The organism is Enterococcus larvae (assembly GCF_017830045.1).
GTDB classification, from domain to species: Bacteria; Bacillota; Bacilli; order Lactobacillales; family Enterococcaceae; genus Enterococcus_L; species Enterococcus_L larvae.
Genome location: NZ_JAEDXU010000009.1, coordinates 125,430 through 146,143, shown reverse-complemented (window position 1 = coordinate 146,143; position 20,714 = coordinate 125,430). Strand labels below are relative to the sequence as shown.

The following is a 20,714-nucleotide window of genomic DNA, read 5'->3' as shown; positions in this document are numbered from 1 at the left end:
ACGAGCTTCATTCTCTTTCATCTGAATTAGCTACTCTTCAAGTAAAAAAGCATGGAACTTTTTTGTCCCATGCCTTTAAGCTTCAACTCCCAGATCACAGCAGCGTTTCAATATATTCAATTGGATACATTGTCTTCTTCGCAATATCTTCTACGATCATGCCTTGTGCGATGCAGTTCTTTATAACAGAGTCCATACTTTCTGCTATCTCGAGAATATTTTTATCCACATCATAGATTCTGATCGAACGCTGTCCCCACGGATACTCTCTGATTGAATGCAGGAAAACAACCGATTCTGCTTCATTCATTCGCTGCTCCCATTCACAGATATTATCCACTTCAAAATATATCTGAAAGTTATGTGCACCTTGTATCTTCTTTAAGTGCTGACCAATAATTTTTTCATAGCCAACTTGCAAAGCAAGACCATTTTCAAATGATACATGTTCACCCAAATCCATTGTAACTTTAAGGCCCAGCTGATCTTGATAGAATTCTTTTGATTTTTCAATATCCTCAACAATCAGTAACGTTCCGCCAAATTTCATCACGCATCTTCCTTTCTTTTAAAGACAAGTATAGAGCTAAAACTTGGCAACTTCACTGTAAAAATCGGACATATTTATTCGATATTCACGGGGAGTGATACCACAGACAATCTTGAAATCTTTAATGAAATGAGAGCTGTCATAATACCCCAGTTCAACAAGAATCACGGCTAGTGATTTCTGAGGATCATTCAACAGCCGCAAAGCATTATTGACCCTAACGATTCGAGCAAAAGCCTTCATGCTCAACCCCAGATACTCATTAAAAAACCTATTTAGATGCCTGGTACTATATGAGACAGTTTGAGAAACCTCTTTTGAGGAAATCATCCCTGACCTTTGAGTGATCAACTGTATTGCAGCTGTAAGAGCAGTTGGATAATTCGTTCGAATATTCTCAGATAAGAGCTTTTCAATGTTACCAAAGAGTATTTCAGCTTCTTCTTCCTTTAAGAAGAATTCCTTCACTTTCAAATCAATCATAGGATTTATTTCAGATAGAGAGTGAACCCCATTGAGTAATTCACTTTGCTTCACACCGCTAAAAGGAAAGAAGCCTGCCGGCTGAAATTCAATAATGAAGATAATCTCACATTTATTTGCAATATCTCCCACTACTCTTGGCTGCGTTGTCGCACCAAACAACAGACTGTGCAGGCCGTTATCATCATAATAATAGACTAAAGTCACACTTCCATGAGGCACAATCGTATAGTTATCTGAAATGCTTTCTTCATCAGGGAATGATAGCGTAAAGTTTGAAATCCAATGCCTCAAAGATTCATTTGGCAATACATAAACAAATTTATCATTTCCATCAATAATCACTCGTTCATCGCTGATTGAATGAAGACTATCCTGTTTTATCATGTGTTTTCTCCAATTTTTTCTTCATATCTCATATAGTAATTGTAGCATGATTAGCTAAGACTAAAAATAGCAATACACGTTAGCCCGTCATTTCTCCCAACGTTATATACTCATTTATTTTCGAAGAAGTATGCATCGCTGTCTCTCTCTGCAAGGATGGTGACAACATAGCCTTCTATCTGCCTAGTAAGAAAGAATTTATTTTCTTTTTTAGATCAATTGATATCGTTTTCTTTTTCTGTTTTTTTCATGCTATACTTAATTTGTATTTAGGAAATGAACAGTTACAATAACTTCCTTATTCAATCATTTCTCTAGGATACTCTTTTAGTTGATTCGCCGTTTTAGTAGTCACTTTGTTTTATAAGAAAGTTATGAACTGATACGAAGGAGATGAAACAGGATGAATAGTTACGAAAGAATTTTAGTTGCAGTAGATGGTTCAAAGAATGCGGAGCTTGCCTTAAAGCATGCCGTTGAGTTAGCTGTCAAAAATGATGCTGCGTTATACATCTTATCGATCATTGATGAGAATGCGATCAGCCACAGCTCATTTGCTTTTTCAAAGGTACTGGCTGAAGAAAAAGAGCTTGTCAGACAAGAAATGGAAGAACATATTGATTATGCTCTTGATCAAGGTCTGACAGAGGTCAAACCAATTGTTGAAATTGGTAACCCGAAAGAATATATTTCTACATCTGTTCCTGAAGAAGAAAATGTTGACCTGATTGTTATTGGCGCAACAGGAAAAGGACGTCTGGCAGAAAACACCATTGGCTCAACAACAAATTATGTTGTTCAGAATGCTTCTTGCAATGTGTTAGTCGTAAAAGAATAAAAGAAAACTAAACACCTAGCTAAACACGAATAAACGAGGCTGAGACAGAAGTGTTTAGCTACAAGCAATAAGCCGGAATTCACGAAAATTGTTTCACAAATTTTTGTTGAATTCCGGCTTATTGTCGTAGGAGCTACTTCTGACTCGCCGTTTATTCGGATTTAGAGTATGGAAAAGAGTGGCAACAGATTATTGTCCCACTCTCCTTTTCACTTTATTCCGCTAAATAGCTCAATGCATATTGTACATGGTATTCCGTTGCATAAGCCAGCCCGTCTTCATCAATATCAAATTGCTCATGATGATGCCCATACTGTGTATCCTTATTTTCCAGGTTGCGTGTACCAACACGTCCGTATACTCCTGGTGCTTTACTCAAGAAGTCAGCAAAATCATCTGCTCCCAGACTTTTCGGATTATCCTTGATCACATGTTCAGCACCAACGATATCGGCAGCTACTTGTTGTGCCAGCTCCGTTGCTGCCTCTTCATTGATCAATGGTCCGGCAGCATCGTAAATTGAAAAATGAGAAATCTTTGTACGGTGTGCTTCAGCGATTTGGTTCGCAATTTCCTTCACTCGTTTCAGAACAAATGCACGAGTCTCATGGCTGAAGGTTCGAACAGTCCCTTCGATTTCTGCATGATTTGCAACAATGTTATACCGTGTTCCAGCTTTGATAACCCCAATTCCTACAACCACTGTATCGAGAGGAGAGACTTCTCTTGCCACGATTTTCTGCAGCTCTACAACAATGCTGGCAGCCGCTAATGCAGCATCACGGCCTACATCAGGCTGTGCCACATGACTGCTGAAGCCCTCCACTTCGATTTTGAAAATATCACAGGAGGCATTGGTTGGTCCCTTAGTTGCCACAAGCTTGCCAACCTCTACACTCGAGTCTAAATGAATCCCGAACACACGATCAACATTCTCTACAAAACCACCATCTACAAACTGACAAGCCCCTGCACCAATTTCTTCAGCCGGTTGAAAAGCCAGCAGGATTTTCCCCTCAAAATCATTTTCATGATTTTTCAATATCTTCGCAGCACCCAGTAGCGCTGCCGCATGTCCATCGTGCCCACAAGCATGATTCAAGCCGGCATTCTTAGACTGGTATTCTTTTCCGGTTTTATCTTCCAGCTCCAATGCATCGATATCTGCACGTAATAATATCGTTTTCCCCGGCGCTTTGCCTTCAATTGTTCCCAAAACACCCGTCTCACCTACTGCAACAAAAGGAATCTCTAATGCAGTTAACTCTTCTTTGATTTTCTTGATTGTTTCAAACTCTTTTAGACTAGCTTCGGGATATCGATGAAAATGTCTGCGTAATGCAATAACCTCTTCTTTTCCTTCTAATACTTCATCTCTGATGCTTTTTTCTACTGCTATACTCATGGTCTGATTCCTCCTGATTTTTGATTATTTACGGCCAAATGTTTCCCATGCTGGAACACTTGATCCTTTTGATGTTTCTTCAATTACTTTTTTCGTCTCTTCCTGTTGGTAGGCATCCACGATTTTTTGATAAAGCTCATTCTCTTCATCTTCTTTTCTGGCAACGATGATATTCACATACGGCTTAGACGTTTCATCGACTGGTTCTAGATAAATGGCATCTTCTGTCGGAACAAAGCCTGCATCAACAGCCATTCCGCTATTGATAACTGAAGCATCCACATCTTGTAGTGCTCTCGCTGTTTGTGCGGCATCTAGTTCAGTGATTTTCAAATTCAGCTTATTTTCTGTGACGTCATTAACTGTCGGCGTCTGCTGTTTTGTTGGATCGACCTTGATCAGTCCGGCACTTTGAAGCAGGAGCAACGCTCGACCACCGTTTGTCGTGTCATTTGGGATAGCAATTTCAGCTCCATCTTTGAGCTCTTTGACATCCTTTATTTTCTCTGAATAAATTCCTAATGGTGCACTGACCGTATTTCCGATAGAAACCAACTCAGTTTTATGTTCTGTATTGTAATTATCTAAAAATATTTGATGCTGGAATGAATTCAAATCGATTTCTTTTTCAGCTAAAGCGGCATTCGGCTGTGTATAATCTGAGAATTCAATGATTTCTAAATCAATATCTTCGTCCTTTAAGCGATCCTTTACAGATTCCCATACTTCGTTGTTTGCTCCAACCACACCCAGCTTAACCGTTTCTGTTTTACTATTTTTGGCACTTCCGGAAGAACAACCTGCCAAAACCAATCCTGCTAATGCTACTGCTGCTAATATTTTTACTGTTTTTTTCATTCTTTTTCCTCTTTTCTAAAAATTAGTGTGATGTTCGTTTGATCAATTGATTACTAATGAATTGGCTTAAAAAGACCAGAATCAAAATAATTGCTGTTGCTGCTATTGTGACATCTGTCTGAAATCGGTTATACCCTCTTGTGATTGCTAAATTGCCGAGCCCTCCGGCACCAATCGCTCCAGCCATCGCCGTTAGTCCAATTAAATTAATGATTGTCACTGCTGATACTCTGATGATACTTGGTAAGCCCTCAACGAGATAAACTCTGAAGACGATTCCCAATGGGCTTGTGCCCATCGCTTCAGCAGCTTCAATGATCCCCTGATCAACTTCCAGAAGTGCATTCTCGATTTGTCTGGCAAAAAATGGTGTAACGCCCACAATCAGTGGAACTAAAGCTGCTGTTGTCCCAATCGTCGTTCCAGCTAGAAGACGTGTGATTGGCTGGATCAATGCCAGCATGATGATAAAAGGAATCGACCGACAAACATTGATGATTTTCTCTAAAATACTATAGATCACTTGATTGGAAAATATCCCTCTTGGAGCTGTTGTTACAAGGATCACTCCTAAAATAATACCTAGGACCCCTGCTCCCAGCGCTGTCCAGAAAACCATGTAGAGGGTTTCTAACGTGCTATCGATAAATTCTTGTTTCAATTGAATCACATTGGGAAAGGTCGTTTCTAAAAAATTCTGCATCGTTCATTCTACCCCTTTACTCGCTCTAATTTTTCTTTGTTCACGATTCTATGATGACTACTCGATTTAAACCACATGCAGGACTCTGTCTTCTCTATGCTCATGAAGCTGTTTCAAGATATTTACTTTCACCTTCTGATCAAGTAAATAGGCTCTCGCCTTTTCCCGCTGTTTTTCTTCTCCGGAAAGAACGACAATCAGCCGTCCTATCGGCACCTGCTGGACGATTTCCACATTTCCATAAAGGATATTCGTCACGACATGATATTTACTGAATAACTGAGCAATCAACGGCTCGCTTGTTTGTTCTCCAACATAAGACAGCTCTACCAGCTCTTCGTGTTCTGTCAGATTTGTCAATGTCGGATGCTCAAAAATTGTTTCCAATGCTTGATCGATATGAGCAGCTGTACGTATAAAGTCTTTGGTCAAAGCCTCTTTGGGGTCGCTGAAGACTGCAACAATATTATTTTCTTCAATAACCTTCCCATCCTCCATCACCGCTACACGATTGCAGACCTCTTTTACCACCTGCATTTCGTGTGTGATCAAGACAATCGTAAGTCCCAGCTCTCGATTAAGCTTTTTTAGTAAATCTAATATTTGGTTCGTTGTTTTTGGATCAAGCGCACTTGTCGCTTCATCACACAACAAAATCTCCGGATCGTTCGCTAATGCTCGGGCAATCGCCACACGTTGTTTCTGACCACCGGACAGCTGGCTGGGATAGGCTTCCTGTTTTTCCTCTAATCCAACCAGCTGCAGCAGCTTCTCGATTTTTCCTTTCCGTTCTTCTTTCTTCAACCCGGAATATTTCAGGGAAAAATCGACATTATCAAAGACCGTTCGTTCATTCATCAGGTTAAAGTGTTGAAAGATCATCCCGATTTTCTTGCGCTGCTCTCTCAGCCTCTTGGCTGAAAAGGCCTGCAGCCTTTCTTCATTGATGATCACTTCTCCTGCACTTGGACGCTGCAGTAGATTGATCACTCGGACCAAGGTACTTTTTCCAGCGCCTGAATAGCCAACAATACCGAATACATCTCCTTTTTCGATGGTCAAAGAGACATCCTTCACTGCATCTATTTTTTTCTGTTTTTCCTGAAAAGTCACACTTACATTTCTTAACTCAATCACAATCCTTCACCTCACTATTTATTCAAGAACCTACCGTTTATAAGGTTCACTGTTAACCATTTGGCCGTACCTTTTTTCAAAAGAAAAAGGCATCCTCAAATGCACAAAAATTTGTGCACTTGAGGACGCCTTTTGCGTGTTACCACCTCGTTTCAGTATCTACTCACATAAATACCCTCTTCAAGTACGGCAGCAAGATCACTGCTTATACTCCAGCACTATAACGGGTGCATCCGTCGCTGCCTTATGGATTTCTCCACTCGGAGCGCTGCTCAATGGCCATTTTCCATACTTCCTTCACCGCCTGCTCTCAGCTTTCACAGGCTCTCTGTCTGATGAATCTCCATATGTACTTTCCATTTCTACGCTTTCTTTATTATCAAATTATTTTTCTTGTGTTCATCTTATGCAGATAAACAAAAAGCCCTTTTACTGATCAATCAGTAAAAGGGCGAAATAGTCGCGGTACCACCTTTATTTTGAAGCAAATTCATTTTGCTTCTCTCTTCTCAAGTCATCTTCTAACTTGCTGCATTGATAACGGGTGCTGCCCGAAGTTGCTTACCTATCAACAACTTTTCCTCAGAGACCATCTTCAGCTTTTCTATCTTATCTCCTTTCACCAAACAGAGACTCTCTAAAAAGATAAACCAAACTTACTCTTCTCTTCAACAGATGTTTTATTAAGTGTTGATTAGCATTCTATAGGAATTTTTTAAGATTGTCAAATGTTTTTCCAAAAAAATTTCTGAAGTATACTTTTCTTCTTACTCAAGCTTCCGACCAGTGTACCTACCCTCTTGTTTATTTCAATGAAAAAACAGCCGCAGATTTCAGGAAAATCACTGTGAAAAAAAAGAAGAACCCCATGATATTTTAATGTTATAAAAAAAGGGCTGTGTTAAAATTATTTTCGCTTGTTATTCTATATTAACCTGTAATAGAGACATAAAACGAGTAGGAATAAAGTATAATAAAAATAGACGTTTGTTATTTTATTATCATTCTACTTATAATGATCCTATTGCTGGAAAAAGGACTGATATTCATTCAATCGTCACTCTTACAGCTGGTTACAGAAAATAAACTTCAGCGCCAGCTAAAACTCTTAGCCACACTAAGACAGTCCCATTACCCAATTTCCTTTGAGGAACTCGCTGAAGAGTTTCAAGTGAACAGCAAAACCATTCGACAAGACGTAGAACAGCTTCTTGCCCTTATTCCTTCCCAACAAGAACTATTTGAAGAAACTACTATCGGCACATTCATACAGCCTGTTGATTCTTCGACTATCCAACTGCTGTTCAATACGTTAAATACTGAAGTATTGAGCTTCAAAGTGTTAGATTTATTGTTTATCAGACCCGCTGTCACGTTGGATGAGCTGGAAGACCTGTGCTTCGTATCCGAGGCAACCTTAAAAAGGCATCTCTTGAAGTTGAAAAAATCATTAAAAAAATATTCACTGACACTAACAACTTCACCTGTTCAACTCGTTGGAACGGAGGAAAATATTCGCTACTTCTATTTTCAGTATTTTTACCATTCTGAAACGATTCGAGTATCCTTCCGTCCGGAGATAGCTCATCAAAAATCTGTCGCTTATTTATCCATGTGTCTGGAAGAAAAGCTGCATTTGAAAATTTTATTGGATCACAAACGATTGAGCTACTGGCAAATGGTTCAAAAAATACGAATCAAGAATGGTTTTCATTATGAAGCGGCACGTATACAAGCAGAAGAAATCTTTTTCCCGAAAAAATACCGATTATTCAAAATAATTTATCTGGATATTCAAAAGCGTTTCTATCCTGAAAGTATCGGATTCTCTGAAAATGAACTGATTTTTTCTTATGCCACCAGTCTTGACTGTATTGTTTATAAAGACTACCTCTTTGGTAATCCAGATTTTTCCTTTAAGAGTCAAATGCTTCAAGAAAATTTGAGTAAGATTACATCGGAAGTTGCTAAGCATCTCAGCACGAACGTTCAAGAAGCCCCCGCCTTTTTTAAAGCTTTGCAGAACTATTTCGCTGTTCATTTATTTTTGAACAAAGTAACTCCTTTATTTCAAAAAAATGATAGTCAGATGATTCATTTTATTCGTCACGAGCATTCGGCAACCTTCGGTAAATGGATGTATCTGCTAAGTACCTCCGCAGCATTTCATAGCTTAGAAATCGAATACTTTGAAGATATCTGCGCTAACTTAACCATCTATACAGTCATTTATCTTTACGAAGAAAAAACAGAGACTAAAAAAGTCTTATTCGCTTTAAACGGCGACAACGTATTTTTAGACTATCTATTATTGATCATAAATAGAACCTTCTCTGGTATACACACACTGTTTTTATTGAATAAAACGATCAATTCTGACTTTCTTGCAAAAAGCCAAGCTGACATAATTATCAGCAACTACCCCATATACATAGAAAATCCAAGACACTCCATCTCCCAATATGTGCTTAAGCCTATCCCAACAATGGAGGATTGGCAAAAGGTCAGAAGATTTCTGGCCGGCATTTTGTCTGATGATGAATTTGAGTGATTCTCTCTAAATCAGACACAGTCTATCATTGGTCAATTTTTCCTATTTTCCGGAAAAAATTGACCTATTTTTTTAGTTTTCTAAAAGATATACTTTTCTTGTAAGGATATCTGCTAACTTTCACCAATCAATAATTTCTAATTGTTGATAAATGATCGATGTATTTTAGATTTCATATCCAATGGGTACTTACTATTATTCTGAATAAAATAAACTTTTTTCTGTTTTTTTCAACAAGTTGATTAAAAGGAGTTCATCTGAAAACAGGAGAGATGAATAGTTTATTTTAGATAAATAAAAGGGTTGTTACAATAAAGATGAACCGCTGAAACGAAAAGGAAGGAAGGCCCCTTTGTTGTTTCAGCGGTTCATGTTTGCTTTTTACACATTATTATTGAAGCCGCTCTAAATAGCTGTTTTTCACACCGCATTTTGAAAGCAGCTCTATCCATCGATTAACAGTTATTGGAAGCTTTGTTATTCGAGTATCTGTGATAAATTCTTGATTGCCGGATGTCCTCATCCCAATCGCTTGTTCAATCAAGTGTCTTGCTTCATCCATCGATAGGGCATGTAATCCTTCATATTGTTCAAACACAGCATTCAGCGATATATCCTGCTGCTCCTCAAGCTGTTTCAAATACAGCCAATCCGTTTTATAAAGCTCTGGAAAGAAAAATTCCGTCTGATTAAAACGAATACTGTCTACCCGATTATCGTGATCCGTTACACTGATCAGGCGCCCGCAGCTGTCACAATTCAGCTCACCTACCTGACCATACCGAGAGCCCAGATGGACAAAGAAATTCGATTGTGTTCTGCCGCAAGCAGGGCAATATATCGGAAACAGCTTTACATCAGGAAGCAGACGAATCGTATCATCTGCTAAGATCTTACGCACATCGAACCTAACATCGTATGGTAAACCTTCTCCAACTACATATACCTTCATTCCCAAAGCAAACACACCTCCTATTTTTTACCCATTATACCATTTCTACAGTTCCCTTCTTCCAACTGGTTAAATATAAAAAAGCCTCCGAAAATCAACGCAATGAACGTAGCTTCGGAAGCATAAAATAGATAATTATTTTTTTAAAGAATTAACATAAGCATCCACAGCAAACAGTGCATCTGTAACATCCTCAGCAGTATACGTACCTGCCATCTGATGAATCGTTTCACTCTCGATCGTTGCCTGTTTACCAACCATTAACAACTCTTCATATGTGATTCCCGACAGTTCCAGATCCGCTAATGTTGTTGGAAGCCCTAGCACCTGATAGAAATAGATGTATTTATCCAACAGCTCTTTTGGTTTGTTTTCTAACACCAGCTGCGTCAAGGTGCCGTAAGCAACTTTTTCGCCATGGGTTTTCTCATGAACAGGACCCTCTAATGCTGTAAAACCATTATGAATCGCGTGGGCTGCTGCTAAACCGCCACTCTCAAAACCGATGCCGCTCAGCAAGGTATTTGCCTCAACGACAGCTTCTAACGCTTCGGTGACCACCTTTGAACGATTTGCTTCAATTGCTTGTAAGCCAAAGGAGAAGAGGGTAGCTTCACATTTTTCGGCAATTGCGGCAGCTGCCAATGTTGAATACCCTTTTGCCATTGTTGTCCCTTTGGCTTTAATCACTGCGCTTACCTCTACCCAAGTTGCCAATGCATCGGCAATCCCCGAAGCAAGTAGACGTGTTGGGGCTTGACTGATCACTTTTGTATCTACTAAAACCAGCTCTGGATTCTTTGCATAAAAACGGTACTTCTCAAACACACCATCCTCTGAATAAATAACTGAAAGTGCGGAAGTCGGAGCATCTGTCGAGGCAACTGTCGGCAGAACTGCAACAGCGATTCCCAGCTGGTCACTAATTGCTTTAGCAGCGTCAATTGTTTTACCACCGCCAAGCCCCAGAACAACATCACAGGAATGCTCTTTGCCAATTTCTGACACACGGTCGATTTCCTTTGATGAAGCCTCTCCATTGAATGGGACATGAGTAACTTCAAAATCAGCTTTCTTCAAATTCTCATATAATTGCTCGCCAACTATTCCCCAAACAACATCATCACATAACAATAATGTTTTTTTCCCTAAATCTTCAATATAGGTCAAACCCGTTTTCAATACATCTTTTCCTTGTACATAACGTGATGGACTTGCAAATACTTTTTCCATATACTTCCTCCTACCTTTTTCTTATCCCAGATTACACAACCTTTATATTCCACTCAGTCACCCGACAAAAAACAGAAGATTATAAATCAGAAATTTTTGTTCCCGGTTCGAAAATCTGTTCCCAATCAGCGGTAAAGTCCTCCACAGCTTTTTGAATCGACGGCATACTGAATGCCTGACTGATGATATCCGTGCCCATTGTTGCCGCCTGTGCGCCATTTTCCAATGCACCATTGACCTGTGCGACATTCTTAAAGCTCGCTGCCAGTATTTTCGTTGAACTATTGGTTCGAGCAATTTCCAGCGCCATCTCTTTGATTGCCTCACGGGGATCGATATTCAAGTTTTCCATCCGATTAAAGTAAGGAGCAATATAGTCTGCTCCGGCTGCTATGGCTAAGTAGGCTTGAAACTTAGTGTAAATTGCAGTTGCCGTCACATGGATTTTCTCCTGCTTCAACGCCTTGATCACCTTCAGCCCTTCTTCATTGACGGGTACCTTGATATAGACCTTCTGATCAATATTTGCTAATATTGCCCTGGCATCAGCCATCATGCCATCAAAATCCTGAGCAACAACCTGAACATGAAGAGAACAGTCTTTGCCAATGATTTCTCGTATTTTCTTCATGTGTTCGAAAAATACGATTTTCCCTTCATTTTTGACGATTGACGGGTTTGACGTCACTCCGGCCAAAGGGATAATTTCAGCGTATTTTTTTATATCAGCTAAATTTGCTGTATCCAGCATAAATTCCATAATAAACAGCTCCTTCTTTATTCTTATACTAAGTGTAGCAATGTCGACAACAAAACGGATAAAAATCAACGTTCAAATTTAGAAACCCTATGATTTCAAGGATTAAGCACTCCTTCCTGACTACAAATGCACATTTGTGCTTTTTTCAATTTCTCGCACATATCCATTTTGATATAGAGAAACAGCTGAAACAATCACTTTGCTTCAGCTGTTTTCAACTACTCCAAGCCATCGATATTGGCCCTGATTCCTTCTTCTTCAAATAGAGTCTTTATCTTAATTATTTCCTGTCCAGTCAGGGTGACCGCATCCTTCATTTCATATCCCCAGCCTAAGTAATCATACTTGCTGCCCCCATATTGATGAAATGGCAGCAGATGAACATCGAATACATCTTGGCTCTTAAGATAATCAATGATTGCCTGTAAATTACTGCGACTGTCTGTATATCCGGGGATCAACGGAACTCTAGGGATTACCTCAATATTCTTGTTCATCAATGCAGCTTCAAAATTTTCCTTCACTGTTGGCACATCTAGTCCAATCACTTTTCGAGAAATACTCTCATCCATGATTTTCAAATCGAATAGCACCTGATCCACATACGGCAGCAGCTTTGATAATCGCTCCACTGGAAAACAGCCCGTAGTTTCAATTGCTGTGTGGATACCTAAATCAGACAGCTCACGTAATAATTCAGCAGCAAAATCAGCCTGCATCAACACTTCTCCACCAGATAATGTCACACCACCGCCTGATGTTCTGTAGAATATCTCATCCTTCAATGCTTCCTCTACCAAAGAATCAAGATCATACCATTCGCCAATGACTTCCAGCTGACCGTTCTTTCGCCAGCTGCTCGGCTGAACACCTTTTCTGGATTCCGGATTTGAACACCAAGGACATGCCAAGGGACAGCCCTTTAGGAAGATGATGGTTCGAATCCCTCCACCATCATGGATCGAGTATCGCTGAATATTGAACACTAAGCCCTTATTCATTGCCTCCGCCTCTTTTCACAGCTCATGCTCTACTCGAGCGATGATATCATCCTGAATTTTCTTGTTCAAATCGACAAAGAATGCACTATACCCAGCTACTCTTACTAACAAACCGGCATACTTTTCAGGATGCTTCTGTGCCGCCAGCAGAGTTTCCTTAGATTGAACGTTGAATTGAACATGCTGAATTTTTAACTTAGTGTACGCCATCAGAAAATCGGCAAATTTATTCAATCCTTGTTTTCCCTTCAGGGTATTCGGTTGAAACTTCAAGTTCAACAAGCTGCCGTTGACTGTTAAATAATTATCCAGCTTACTAACGGATTTCAGCACTGCCGTAGGTCCCAAGCGGTCACGTCCGACCATCGGGGATAACCCGCCATCTGCCAACTGCTCCTGAGCTTTTCGTCCATCCGGTGTGGCACCAACAGCCTCACCTAATGGAATATGTGCAGATACAGTATACGCTCCGGGAATGAACTGCCCGCCCCTAATATTCGTATACTTCTCTAGTTCCTTTGCATAGTACCGGAAAATCTTTGCTGCGATTTCATCGATTTCATCATTATCATTGCCGTACTTGTCAAAATCTTGAATCACGTGCTTTTGCAGCGCTGTATATTCTCCTTCATAGTTGGCCGCCATCGCATCAACTAGTTCACTGAAAGTCATCTCTTCATTTTCAAACACCATTTTCTTGATCACGTACATGGAATCACTTAAATTTGCCTCGCCAATTCCTTGTACACCGGAGAAATTATAACGCGCACCACCTTCTGTCACATCCTTACCATTCGTCAAACAATCACTGATAAGAACAGATAAAAATGGGGTCGGTGCATAATGCCGATGCCCTAAATCTACAATATCCGAGCCCTTCGCGACTAGTTCAACATAATAAGAGATACTCTCTTCAATATCTTTCATCAACTGTTCATAGGTTATATCTGCTTTATCTTTTAGCTTATACATGCTCAACTCCATGATCCTCAGCAAATTGAATAATGCAATGTCATGTAGGCCGTAGGTTTTACCGGGAATACTGATTTCCACACAGCCAACTGTCGCATAGTCTCTTGCGTCATCTAAAGAAACACCCTTACTTAAAAAGCCGGGAATACAAACCTCGTCATTGAATAATTGAGGAATCCCCGTACCAAGGCGGATCGTCTCACAGGTTTTTAGTAGGAATTTTCTTGGAATCAATTCATTCATTCTTACTGAAAGATTCGGCTGCGGTAGTAATATTTCATGGTATATATCCAGCATGATATAGGATAATGGATTCACAGACGCATGTCCATATTCGTCCAGACCGCCAAGAACAACCGTGTAGCCTGTTGGAAAGCCGGCAAAGCATTTTGCGCTGCTTTCACTACGGAGTAAAACGACATCATTTGTTTTCACATAGAAATCACCCAGCACTTCATAAAGAAATGTCTCTGAAATGCCCTCCTCCAAGGATCTTTTATAAAAAGGATACATATACTGATCCATTCTGCCTAACGAAAGAGATGAAGCATTGGATTCATACTGTCCGACAATACTGACCATCCACAACAGCTGTAGTGCTTCATAAAAGGATTCCGGCTTGTCTGTACTTAGTTTGATACATAAATCAGAAATAGTCTGCAGCTCTACTGCCCGCTCCTCTTGTGCATCAGCTGCCATTTGCTGCGCCAGCTCGCTGTATCTCAAAAAGTGATTTTTCATTGCAGAGAAAACAATGCGTCCTGCTTTAAAAAAATCATTTTCAGGTTGAGCATTGATTTTCTCCTCAAGAACGTCAATGTAATACTGAATACCATGTTCTAAAATAGATGGAAAATCCATAATGATATGGCCCTGTCCCTTATCCGTCTGGTTTAATTTGAATACTTCGTCCTTCAGGGCATCACTGATATCCTCGGTGATCTGACCAGTAATAAAATCCTTCATTGAGTTGCTTTCCCAAAATGGAAACAGCTCCTCGCAATAAATTTTCTTGTCATCTTCGGTAAAAACAAATTGGTCCTGTGGACGTGAGTCGATCGTATCGATTTCCTTCATGATCCAATATGGGTCCATTTCCGGAGAAAGAATGCCTGATCTTGGCCTGATTGTTCGGTTTCCAACCAAAAGCTCCCCTTCTCGAATGCTTATTTCTACATGATTCATGATGTGCTCAACTGCTTTTGCACGTCGAAGAATTACCGGCAATTCAGTTGTTTCCTTGTAGCTCTCCGTATAAAGAAGTGCTCGTTCTAGAGAAATCTGCCTTTCTTCTTTAAATAAGTTGTCCTTCATTCGTTGGATACGATCATTCCCTGTCGAAACGACATTAATTATATTTTCTTCCTTTTTTATTACACCACTTGCCATTTATGATCACCCTTTCCTTATTTCACTTACAGTATAAATTATCTCAACCACCAACTCCACAAAATAATTGGGTTTAAACCATCAAAACGATACAAAAAAAGAGAAAATCCAATTTTTCTATATGATTAATTTGGATTCAAGAAAAAGTTAGTGTAAAATAGAATTACTACCTAAACGAGTCTTTCAGCTTTGCAAGCTCGCCTTTACCTCTGGCTGCGCTTCAATCCATACTAACTACAAAGAAAGGAGCTGTACTTTTTGAAAGCTTCTGAAATCAATGCCCGTAGACAAGAAATCACTGAATTGCTTTATCAAAACAAAACAGTGAAGGTAACTGAACTGGTAAAAAAATTCAATGTTTCTGATGAAACCGTCAGAAAAGATTTGGCTCATCTAGAGCATGAAGGCATCTTAAAAAAGAAATATGGAGGTGCTGAGCTAGTCAAGCAAGAAAAATTAGCCCCTGTCAGCAACCGGACACCGTTGTATCTGGATGAAAAGACGCCGATTATCTTAAAGGCAGTGGAGTATATCCCTGAGAACTCCTGCAGCATCGGACTGGATCAAGGCAGTACCATCGCACTTTTGGCAGCCAAGCTTCGACAGCTACCTGAAAAACAGCTGTTTACCGGATCACTTGCTGCAATCTTGGAATTAGCCAACAGTGATCATCAAATCTATTGCTTTGGCGGTCGCTATACTGCTAACGACATGGCCTTCCAAAATGATACCTCAATTGAACTGTATCCAGACATCCAGCTGGACATTTGCTTCTTTGGTTCCAGTGGTGTTCAAGGGCGAGAAGGATTTTGTACTTCCTCTCTGGTTGATGCTGAACTAAAACGAAGACTAATGAAAAAATCCACGAAAAAAATTGTGCTGCTGGATAGCACAAAATTCAAAAAAAGCTCTCTTGTACAGGTGGCTCCCTGGAAGGAAGTTGATCTTGTGGTCACTAACCAATCACTCCCTGATGAGTATAGAAGGATGATTGCCGCAGAAACCACCTTAATTACCGTTTGAATAATACACTATCTAAATATGTAAAATCTTTAGACACAGCCTGTTATTAGCAACAGGCTGTGCCTAAGTACGTTCAACTCGCTATTCTTTAGAGATAACCTCAAGTGTTCCAACTACAGCTGGTTCATCCTATGAAAGCATTCATCGTTTCAGCAAGAAAATCAGACATATTTACTCACTACAATCACTTACTCCTATGCCTTACATGATTGTGATATCCAAGTCAAATTCTTCATCCATATCAACCAGCTTATCAGTATCCTCCACCGCAATTTCCTTCTTCAATAAAACAACAATTACTGCTGCAACCGCTGTTCCAATCAATGTAGCAGCAATATACATCAATGGATTGGACGCGACAGGTGCAACGATCCAGCCCCCCCATGGTGCAGGATTTCCGGCACCAAGTGCCATTGCGGCAGCAGAACCGACAGCCCCACCGATGATATTTGCCGGGATCACTCGAATCGGATCGGCTGCTGCAAAAGGGATCGCTCCCTCAGAAATACCGACTAAACCCATGACTAAAGCAGCTTTTCCCGAGTTTTTCTCTTCCACAGTAAATTTTTTAGGTGCGATAATCGTTGCAGCACCCATTGCCAACGGCGGTACACAGATAGCAACACCGATCCCAGCCATGATAGCTAGAGCTGTATCACTAGGTACTCCTGTAACAGGATCGATCGTACCAACCATTGCAGACCCAAAGCTGAATGCGACCTTGTTAATAGGACCACCCATATCAGAAGCAATCATTGCCCCTAGTACCAGTCCAAGAATAACTAAATTTCCCGTGCCTAATGATTCCAGCCAGCTAGTCATTCCAGCCATGGCTGCTGCTATCGGCTGTCCAATGACCCAATACATCAATCCGCCAACAATCATTGTGCCTAGCAGTGGAATCACAAATATCGGCATCAGTGAACGAAGAGAAGATGATAGCTTGATTTTCTTCAGATAGGTAACAACGATCCCAGCCAAAATCCCGGAAAGTATCCCGCCGATAAAGCCGGCACCAATATTACTGGCAATCATTCCTCCGATGATCCCCGGAGCCAAACCCGGACGATCAGCCATGGAAAAGGCAATGTAACCTGAAAGGATCGGTACCATTAAGCCTAGGCCTGTAATCCCTATATTGGCTATATCTGCCAGAATTCCCTCACTGGGAACAGAAGCATTTCCTGATAAGAGCACACTGACTGCCAACATGATTCCTCCGGCAACAACGAAAGGAATCATATAAGAAACACCAGTCATCATATGCTTCCGTGCATCCTTCAATAAAGAAATAAGTTCATTCATTTTTCTCCCTCTTTCTTAGCCTAATTTTTCTTGTAATTTTTTGATGATTGCATCTGCCTTATTGATACAGTCTCCTGCACTGACACGGACAACTGGTTTTCCTTTGAAGCGTTCTTCATTTTTTATTCCGATATTGTTTGTCAGAATAACAGCTGAAGCAGCTGCAACCTGTTCGTTAGTGATCTCGTTCTCAATACCAATAGAACCTTGTGTTTCTACATTGATTTCCACACCATTGTTTTTGGCGGCAACAGCCAGACTTTCAGCTGCTAAATACGTATGGGCCACCCCTGATGGACATGCGGTCACTGCGACTAATTTCATTTTTATCTCTCCTTCATTCTGCTTTTCTATTATCTAGATCAAAACTGATCTGTTTATCCTTGTTCTTTCAGGCTCTTCTCAAAGCTAGACTGGATTTACAACAGCTTCCAGACTTTCACTGATCAGAGCAACAATTTCTTCTTCTTCAACTGCTGTTGCCAATTTTTCTCTAAAGTCATCATGGATTAACTTGCGGGACAAACCGGCAATGATTCGTAAATGCTGATCGCCTTTGCATTCTTCCGGCACTGCCAGCAAAAATACAATTGAGACCGGCTGATCATCCAAGCTATTCCAATCTACACTGTTTTTCAGTCGTCCGAATGCGACAGTCGTTTCTTTTACATGGCTGCTTTTTCCATGAGGAATCGCAATCCCAAATCCAATCCCTGTTGAGGTTAAGGTTTCCCGCTCCATCACACTGTCAATATAGCCATCAAGGCTCTCCAACCGATTGTCCTGTTCAATTCTTTCTGCCAATTGTTGAATCACTGCGTCTCTTGATAAGCCTTCAACAGTTAAATCAACTAATTCTGTATTGATTACTTGCGTCATTTCCGTTCCTTCCTTCCATCGAATATGTTCTTATCTTGTCTAAAAAGCCCGATACCTTTTCTTTCGTCACCACGATCTGATAGATCTCTGATAGTATCCCTCTAATCTGCTTACGATCCTTTTCAGCAATGCAAATCAAGATGATCATGTTTACCTTATATTTATCCCATACAATCCCCTTGTCCAAAGCCAATACACAAATTCTTGATTTCCGAACATTTTTTGGAGATGCATGAGGGATCGCTACGCCCGATTCCAAAGAAGTTGCCCCCATTTTTTCACGTTCAAACACATCCACACGAAAATCCTTCGTTACATCGCCCTGTTTTTCTAAATGATCGATCAAAAATGTCAGACAGTCACTTTTATTTTGGAAACATTTATCCAGAAATAGATAGTCCTGCTTCAAAATACCTGAGAGGTAGGCAGCTGATGCATCAAATACTTCAGTCGTAAACTCCGGCTCCTCCAAAAACACCTCTGAATATAACCTTGAAATATTCCTCATATCCTCAGCACTGATCAATGGAGAGACCTGAACAACCGGCTTCTCTATTTGTCCCAGCTCCACCGAAGAAATAACAAAGTCAACTTTTGATAAATCATTTTTCTTCAACTGACGAAGAGTCGTGATTTCCAGAGAATCCTTCTGAGGCAGCATTTTTCTTACCTTATTTAAAATCAATTCAGAGGTACCGATCCCTGTTGGACAAACGATCAATATGCGCTTGCCAAAATCCATTTTTTCAAGTACTACCTGAAAGTAAACCGCTAAGAAAGATACCTCGTCTTCATTAAAGGTCAGTTGAAGTTGATTTTCGATATCAGCCAATGCATAACAGACTGAATTGAAGGTCAAAGCGTATTGTCTCTTTATCTCTTCCAGCAACGGATTGTTGATAGTGATTCCAGCCTGAAGACGATAAACCATAGGGATAAAATGAACAGTTAAGCGTGTTCGCAAAGTCTGATCCTTTGTAAAATCAACTTCAAATATTTCACTCATATTTTTGATCAGCTGATCGATCGCTTCATTCAATTGTTTATTTGTTTGTGTCGCTGCATCCTTCACCTTCAAGCCTTGGGAAATCAGCAACGTATTCAACGCTTCGATTTCTGTCTTTCCATAACGCAATGATGAAACAAGATCCGATGCTTCCTGCAAAACTTCACTGGAAAAATAATAGCTTTCTATTGATTGAATTTGTTCGAAAAGAAAATCGCTCTCTCTTTCCAATGAGTAACCCTTTGATAATCTATACAGGTAAATCAATACGTTCAATGTAGCTGATTTTAGATACTGAAATGGTAAGGTAAATTCTTCACTATATTGTATTTCTGCAATTTTTTGGAATACATAGTAAGTAAGCTCTTCACCAAAAATCTGTCCAAACAGCTCCGGACCTTTAGTTTCAAATGCATCGATCGATTCAAGATCATTTTTTTCAAGCAATTGCTCTGATAATAGGAACAATCCCTTTCGAACCCCTTCTTCATTTTCTGATAGCGTTGTTCCTTGCTTTGTACTGGACAGCTTGATTTGATAGTTCTTCTGTATCTTTTCCAAATCATTTTTGATTGAAGTAGAGCTGACATAGTATTTATCCATCAGCCCTTGATAGGTGATCGTTTTCCCTTCTACCAATAAAACTTGTGCAATCTCGTATTGTCGATTTTCAGGAGAGCGTTCTTCTTTTTCCTTGAATTCCTCATAGTTCTCCAGATTTCTGAAGCTTCCTACTGAGCCGGTGAGGCGAATACCTAGGCTTCTCTTTTTTTCAAGTGTTACAGGCAGCTCGTTAAGCTCGATCCATTGATTGATTGCCTTTAAGTCATCGTATACGGTTCGAATTGAGCGATTTATCTTCACGGACAATTCATCTATTGTTATATACTCCGACGACCAAGCTAAAATAGTGACTATTTTCTTCTGTCTTCCAATTAGCTGTTTCATCTCACTCCCTCCTTGTAAACGTTTTATTCTAAGCAAAATATAGCACAGCTTTTTTCTGTCATATAACACATCCTCTTGCGCATTGCTTTCTGCAAAAAAAGATATTGCACATTTTTTCACAATGAAAGCCTTCAACTTACTATTGATTTATTTTCTGTCATCCAGCGCTATCCCCTTCTATTCCATCATAAGCACCCAAAATAAATCCTTCAACATTGGAGAAATCCTATTTTCCACACATGGATACATCCCCAGTTATCTCTCACTTTTTTTGAATTGTTCCTAAACTAAAAAAACAAACTGCACAAATGTGCAGTTTGTTTTTGTCAGCATT

18 protein-coding genes and 2 other annotated features are annotated in these 20,714 nt (G+C 40.0%); of the genes, 3 read left to right on the top strand and 15 right to left on the bottom strand.

The window, feature by feature from the left end; all coding sequences use genetic code 11:
* Positions 1 to 94 precede the first annotated feature (94 nt).
* Positions 95 to 550, bottom strand: coding sequence for a VOC family protein (locus tag I6N96_RS15870; RefSeq protein WP_209558546.1), 456 nt, complete (start codon positions 548 to 550; stop codon positions 95 to 97).
* Positions 551 to 586: 36 nt separating this feature from the next.
* Entirely contained in the window at positions 587 to 1,420 is an 834-nt protein-coding gene (locus I6N96_RS15865; protein ID WP_209558545.1) for a helix-turn-helix domain-containing protein, read from the bottom strand.
* A 403-nt stretch (positions 1,421 to 1,823) separates the two neighbouring features.
* Here I6N96_RS15865 and I6N96_RS15860 point away from each other — a divergent pair, with 403 nt between their 5' ends.
* Positions 1,824 to 2,258 (top strand): universal stress protein, encoded by a 435-nt coding sequence (locus I6N96_RS15860; protein WP_209558544.1) that lies wholly within the window; start codon positions 1,824 to 1,826, stop codon positions 2,256 to 2,258.
* 214 nt (positions 2,259 to 2,472) lie between these two features.
* Here I6N96_RS15860 and I6N96_RS15855 read toward each other — a convergent pair whose 3' ends face one another.
* From I6N96_RS15855 to I6N96_RS15840, 4 genes are all read right to left on the bottom strand, one after another.
* Positions 2,473 to 3,663, bottom strand: coding sequence for an amidohydrolase (locus I6N96_RS15855; RefSeq protein ID WP_209558543.1), 1,191 nt, complete (start codon positions 3,661 to 3,663; stop codon positions 2,473 to 2,475).
* A gap of 24 nt (positions 3,664 to 3,687) precedes the next feature.
* Positions 3,688 to 4,521 carry a MetQ/NlpA family ABC transporter substrate-binding protein gene (locus tag I6N96_RS15850; RefSeq protein ID WP_209558542.1) on the bottom strand — a complete coding sequence of 278 codons (834 nt, stop codon included), beginning with the start codon at positions 4,519 to 4,521 and terminating at the stop codon, positions 3,688 to 3,690.
* 22 nt (positions 4,522 to 4,543) lie between these two features.
* Complete coding sequence (locus I6N96_RS15845) at positions 4,544 to 5,224, bottom strand: methionine ABC transporter permease (protein ID WP_209558541.1); 681 nt, start codon at positions 5,222 to 5,224, stop codon at positions 4,544 to 4,546.
* 66 nt (positions 5,225 to 5,290) lie between these two features.
* Positions 5,291 to 6,361 (bottom strand): methionine ABC transporter ATP-binding protein, encoded by a 1,071-nt coding sequence (locus I6N96_RS15840; RefSeq protein WP_209558540.1) that lies wholly within the window; start codon positions 6,359 to 6,361, stop codon positions 5,291 to 5,293.
* 118 nt (positions 6,362 to 6,479) lie between these two features.
* Positions 6,480 to 6,735, bottom strand: a binding site (T-box leader).
* Between the two features lie 70 nt (positions 6,736 to 6,805).
* Positions 6,806 to 7,042: a binding site (T-box leader), on the bottom strand.
* Between the two features lie 334 nt (positions 7,043 to 7,376).
* Here I6N96_RS15840 and I6N96_RS15835 point away from each other — a divergent pair.
* Positions 7,377 to 8,912 carry an AcpB/EbpR/MafR family transcriptional regulator gene (locus tag I6N96_RS15835; RefSeq protein ID WP_245187004.1) on the top strand — a complete coding sequence of 512 codons (1,536 nt, stop codon included), beginning with the start codon at positions 7,377 to 7,379 and terminating at the stop codon, positions 8,910 to 8,912.
* A 391-nt stretch (positions 8,913 to 9,303) separates the two neighbouring features.
* On the opposite strand, the gene I6N96_RS15830 is transcribed toward I6N96_RS15835, so the two are convergent.
* The 5 genes from I6N96_RS15830 to I6N96_RS15810 form a co-directional block, all read right to left on the bottom strand.
* Positions 9,304 to 9,870, bottom strand: a complete 567-nt coding sequence (locus I6N96_RS15830) for a hypothetical protein (RefSeq protein WP_209558538.1) — start codon at positions 9,868 to 9,870, stop codon at positions 9,304 to 9,306.
* A 129-nt stretch (positions 9,871 to 9,999) separates the two neighbouring features.
* Positions 10,000 to 11,097, bottom strand: coding sequence for a glycerol dehydrogenase (locus tag I6N96_RS15825; protein WP_209558537.1), 1,098 nt, complete (start codon positions 11,095 to 11,097; stop codon positions 10,000 to 10,002).
* A gap of 79 nt (positions 11,098 to 11,176) precedes the next feature.
* The gene (locus tag I6N96_RS15820) at positions 11,177 to 11,857 is read right to left on the bottom strand and encodes a fructose-6-phosphate aldolase (RefSeq protein ID WP_209558536.1); all 681 of its coding nucleotides are present in this window, start codon (positions 11,855 to 11,857) and stop codon (positions 11,177 to 11,179) included.
* 218 nt (positions 11,858 to 12,075) lie between these two features.
* Positions 12,076 to 12,858: a glycyl-radical enzyme activating protein gene (locus I6N96_RS15815; protein WP_209558535.1), complete on the bottom strand. Its 783-nt coding sequence runs from the start codon at positions 12,856 to 12,858 to the stop codon at positions 12,076 to 12,078.
* Positions 12,859 to 12,873: 15 nt separating this feature from the next.
* The gene (locus I6N96_RS15810) at positions 12,874 to 15,219 is read right to left on the bottom strand and encodes a formate C-acetyltransferase (RefSeq protein WP_209558534.1); all 2,346 of its coding nucleotides are present in this window, start codon (positions 15,217 to 15,219) and stop codon (positions 12,874 to 12,876) included.
* A gap of 258 nt (positions 15,220 to 15,477) precedes the next feature.
* Here I6N96_RS15810 and I6N96_RS15805 point away from each other — a divergent pair, with 258 nt between their 5' ends.
* Positions 15,478 to 16,242, top strand: a complete 765-nt coding sequence (locus I6N96_RS15805) for a DeoR/GlpR family DNA-binding transcription regulator (RefSeq protein WP_209558533.1) — start codon at positions 15,478 to 15,480, stop codon at positions 16,240 to 16,242.
* Between the two features lie 201 nt (positions 16,243 to 16,443).
* Here I6N96_RS15805 and I6N96_RS15800 read toward each other — a convergent pair whose 3' ends face one another.
* The 4 genes from I6N96_RS15800 to I6N96_RS15785 form a co-directional block, all read right to left on the bottom strand.
* Entirely contained in the window at positions 16,444 to 17,547 is a 1,104-nt protein-coding gene (locus tag I6N96_RS15800) for a PTS fructose transporter subunit EIIC (RefSeq protein WP_209558532.1), read from the bottom strand.
* A gap of 15 nt (positions 17,548 to 17,562) precedes the next feature.
* The gene (locus I6N96_RS15795) at positions 17,563 to 17,871 is read right to left on the bottom strand and encodes a PTS fructose-like transporter subunit IIB (RefSeq protein WP_209558531.1); all 309 of its coding nucleotides are present in this window, start codon (positions 17,869 to 17,871) and stop codon (positions 17,563 to 17,565) included.
* 84 nt (positions 17,872 to 17,955) lie between these two features.
* A complete protein-coding gene (locus tag I6N96_RS15790; RefSeq protein WP_209558530.1) occupies positions 17,956 to 18,426 on the bottom strand; it encodes a PTS sugar transporter subunit IIA in 471 nt (156 codons plus the stop codon).
* Complete coding sequence (locus tag I6N96_RS15785; protein WP_209558529.1) at positions 18,395 to 20,380, bottom strand: BglG family transcription antiterminator; 1,986 nt, start codon at positions 20,378 to 20,380, stop codon at positions 18,395 to 18,397. Before I6N96_RS15785 ends, I6N96_RS15790 begins: the two co-directional genes overlap by 32 nt.
* Positions 20,381 to 20,714: the final 334 nt, after the last annotated feature.

Coding starts and splice junctions, on each gene's coding strand:
- I6N96_RS15870 (WP_209558546.1), bottom strand. CDS start 550: ATGAAATTTGGCGGAACGTTACTGATTGTTGAGGATATTGAAAAATCA.
- I6N96_RS15865 (WP_209558545.1), bottom strand. CDS start 1,420: ATGATAAAACAGGATAGTCTTCATTCAATCAGCGATGAACGAGTGATT.
- I6N96_RS15860 (WP_209558544.1), top strand. CDS start 1,824: ATGAATAGTTACGAAAGAATTTTAGTTGCAGTAGATGGTTCAAAGAAT.
- I6N96_RS15855 (WP_209558543.1), bottom strand. CDS start 3,663: ATGAGTATAGCAGTAGAAAAAAGCATCAGAGATGAAGTATTAGAAGGA.
- I6N96_RS15850 (WP_209558542.1), bottom strand. CDS start 4,521: ATGAAAAAAACAGTAAAAATATTAGCAGCAGTAGCATTAGCAGGATTG.
- I6N96_RS15845 (WP_209558541.1), bottom strand. CDS start 5,224: ATGCAGAATTTTTTAGAAACGACCTTTCCCAATGTGATTCAATTGAAA.
- I6N96_RS15835 (WP_245187004.1), top strand. CDS start 7,377: ATGATCCTATTGCTGGAAAAAGGACTGATATTCATTCAATCGTCACTC.
- I6N96_RS15825 (WP_209558537.1), bottom strand. CDS start 11,097: ATGGAAAAAGTATTTGCAAGTCCATCACGTTATGTACAAGGAAAAGAT.
- I6N96_RS15820 (WP_209558536.1), bottom strand. CDS start 11,857: ATGGAATTTATGCTGGATACAGCAAATTTAGCTGATATAAAAAAATAC.
- I6N96_RS15815 (WP_209558535.1), bottom strand. CDS start 12,858: ATGAATAAGGGCTTAGTGTTCAATATTCAGCGATACTCGATCCATGAT.
- I6N96_RS15810 (WP_209558534.1), bottom strand. CDS start 15,219: ATGGCAAGTGGTGTAATAAAAAAGGAAGAAAATATAATTAATGTCGTT.
- I6N96_RS15800 (WP_209558532.1), bottom strand. CDS start 17,547: ATGAATGAACTTATTTCTTTATTGAAGGATGCACGGAAGCATATGATG.
- I6N96_RS15795 (WP_209558531.1), bottom strand. CDS start 17,871: ATGAAATTAGTCGCAGTGACCGCATGTCCATCAGGGGTGGCCCATACG.
- I6N96_RS15790 (WP_209558530.1), bottom strand. CDS start 18,426: ATGACGCAAGTAATCAATACAGAATTAGTTGATTTAACTGTTGAAGGC.
- I6N96_RS15785 (WP_209558529.1), bottom strand. CDS start 20,380: ATGAAACAGCTAATTGGAAGACAGAAGAAAATAGTCACTATTTTAGCT.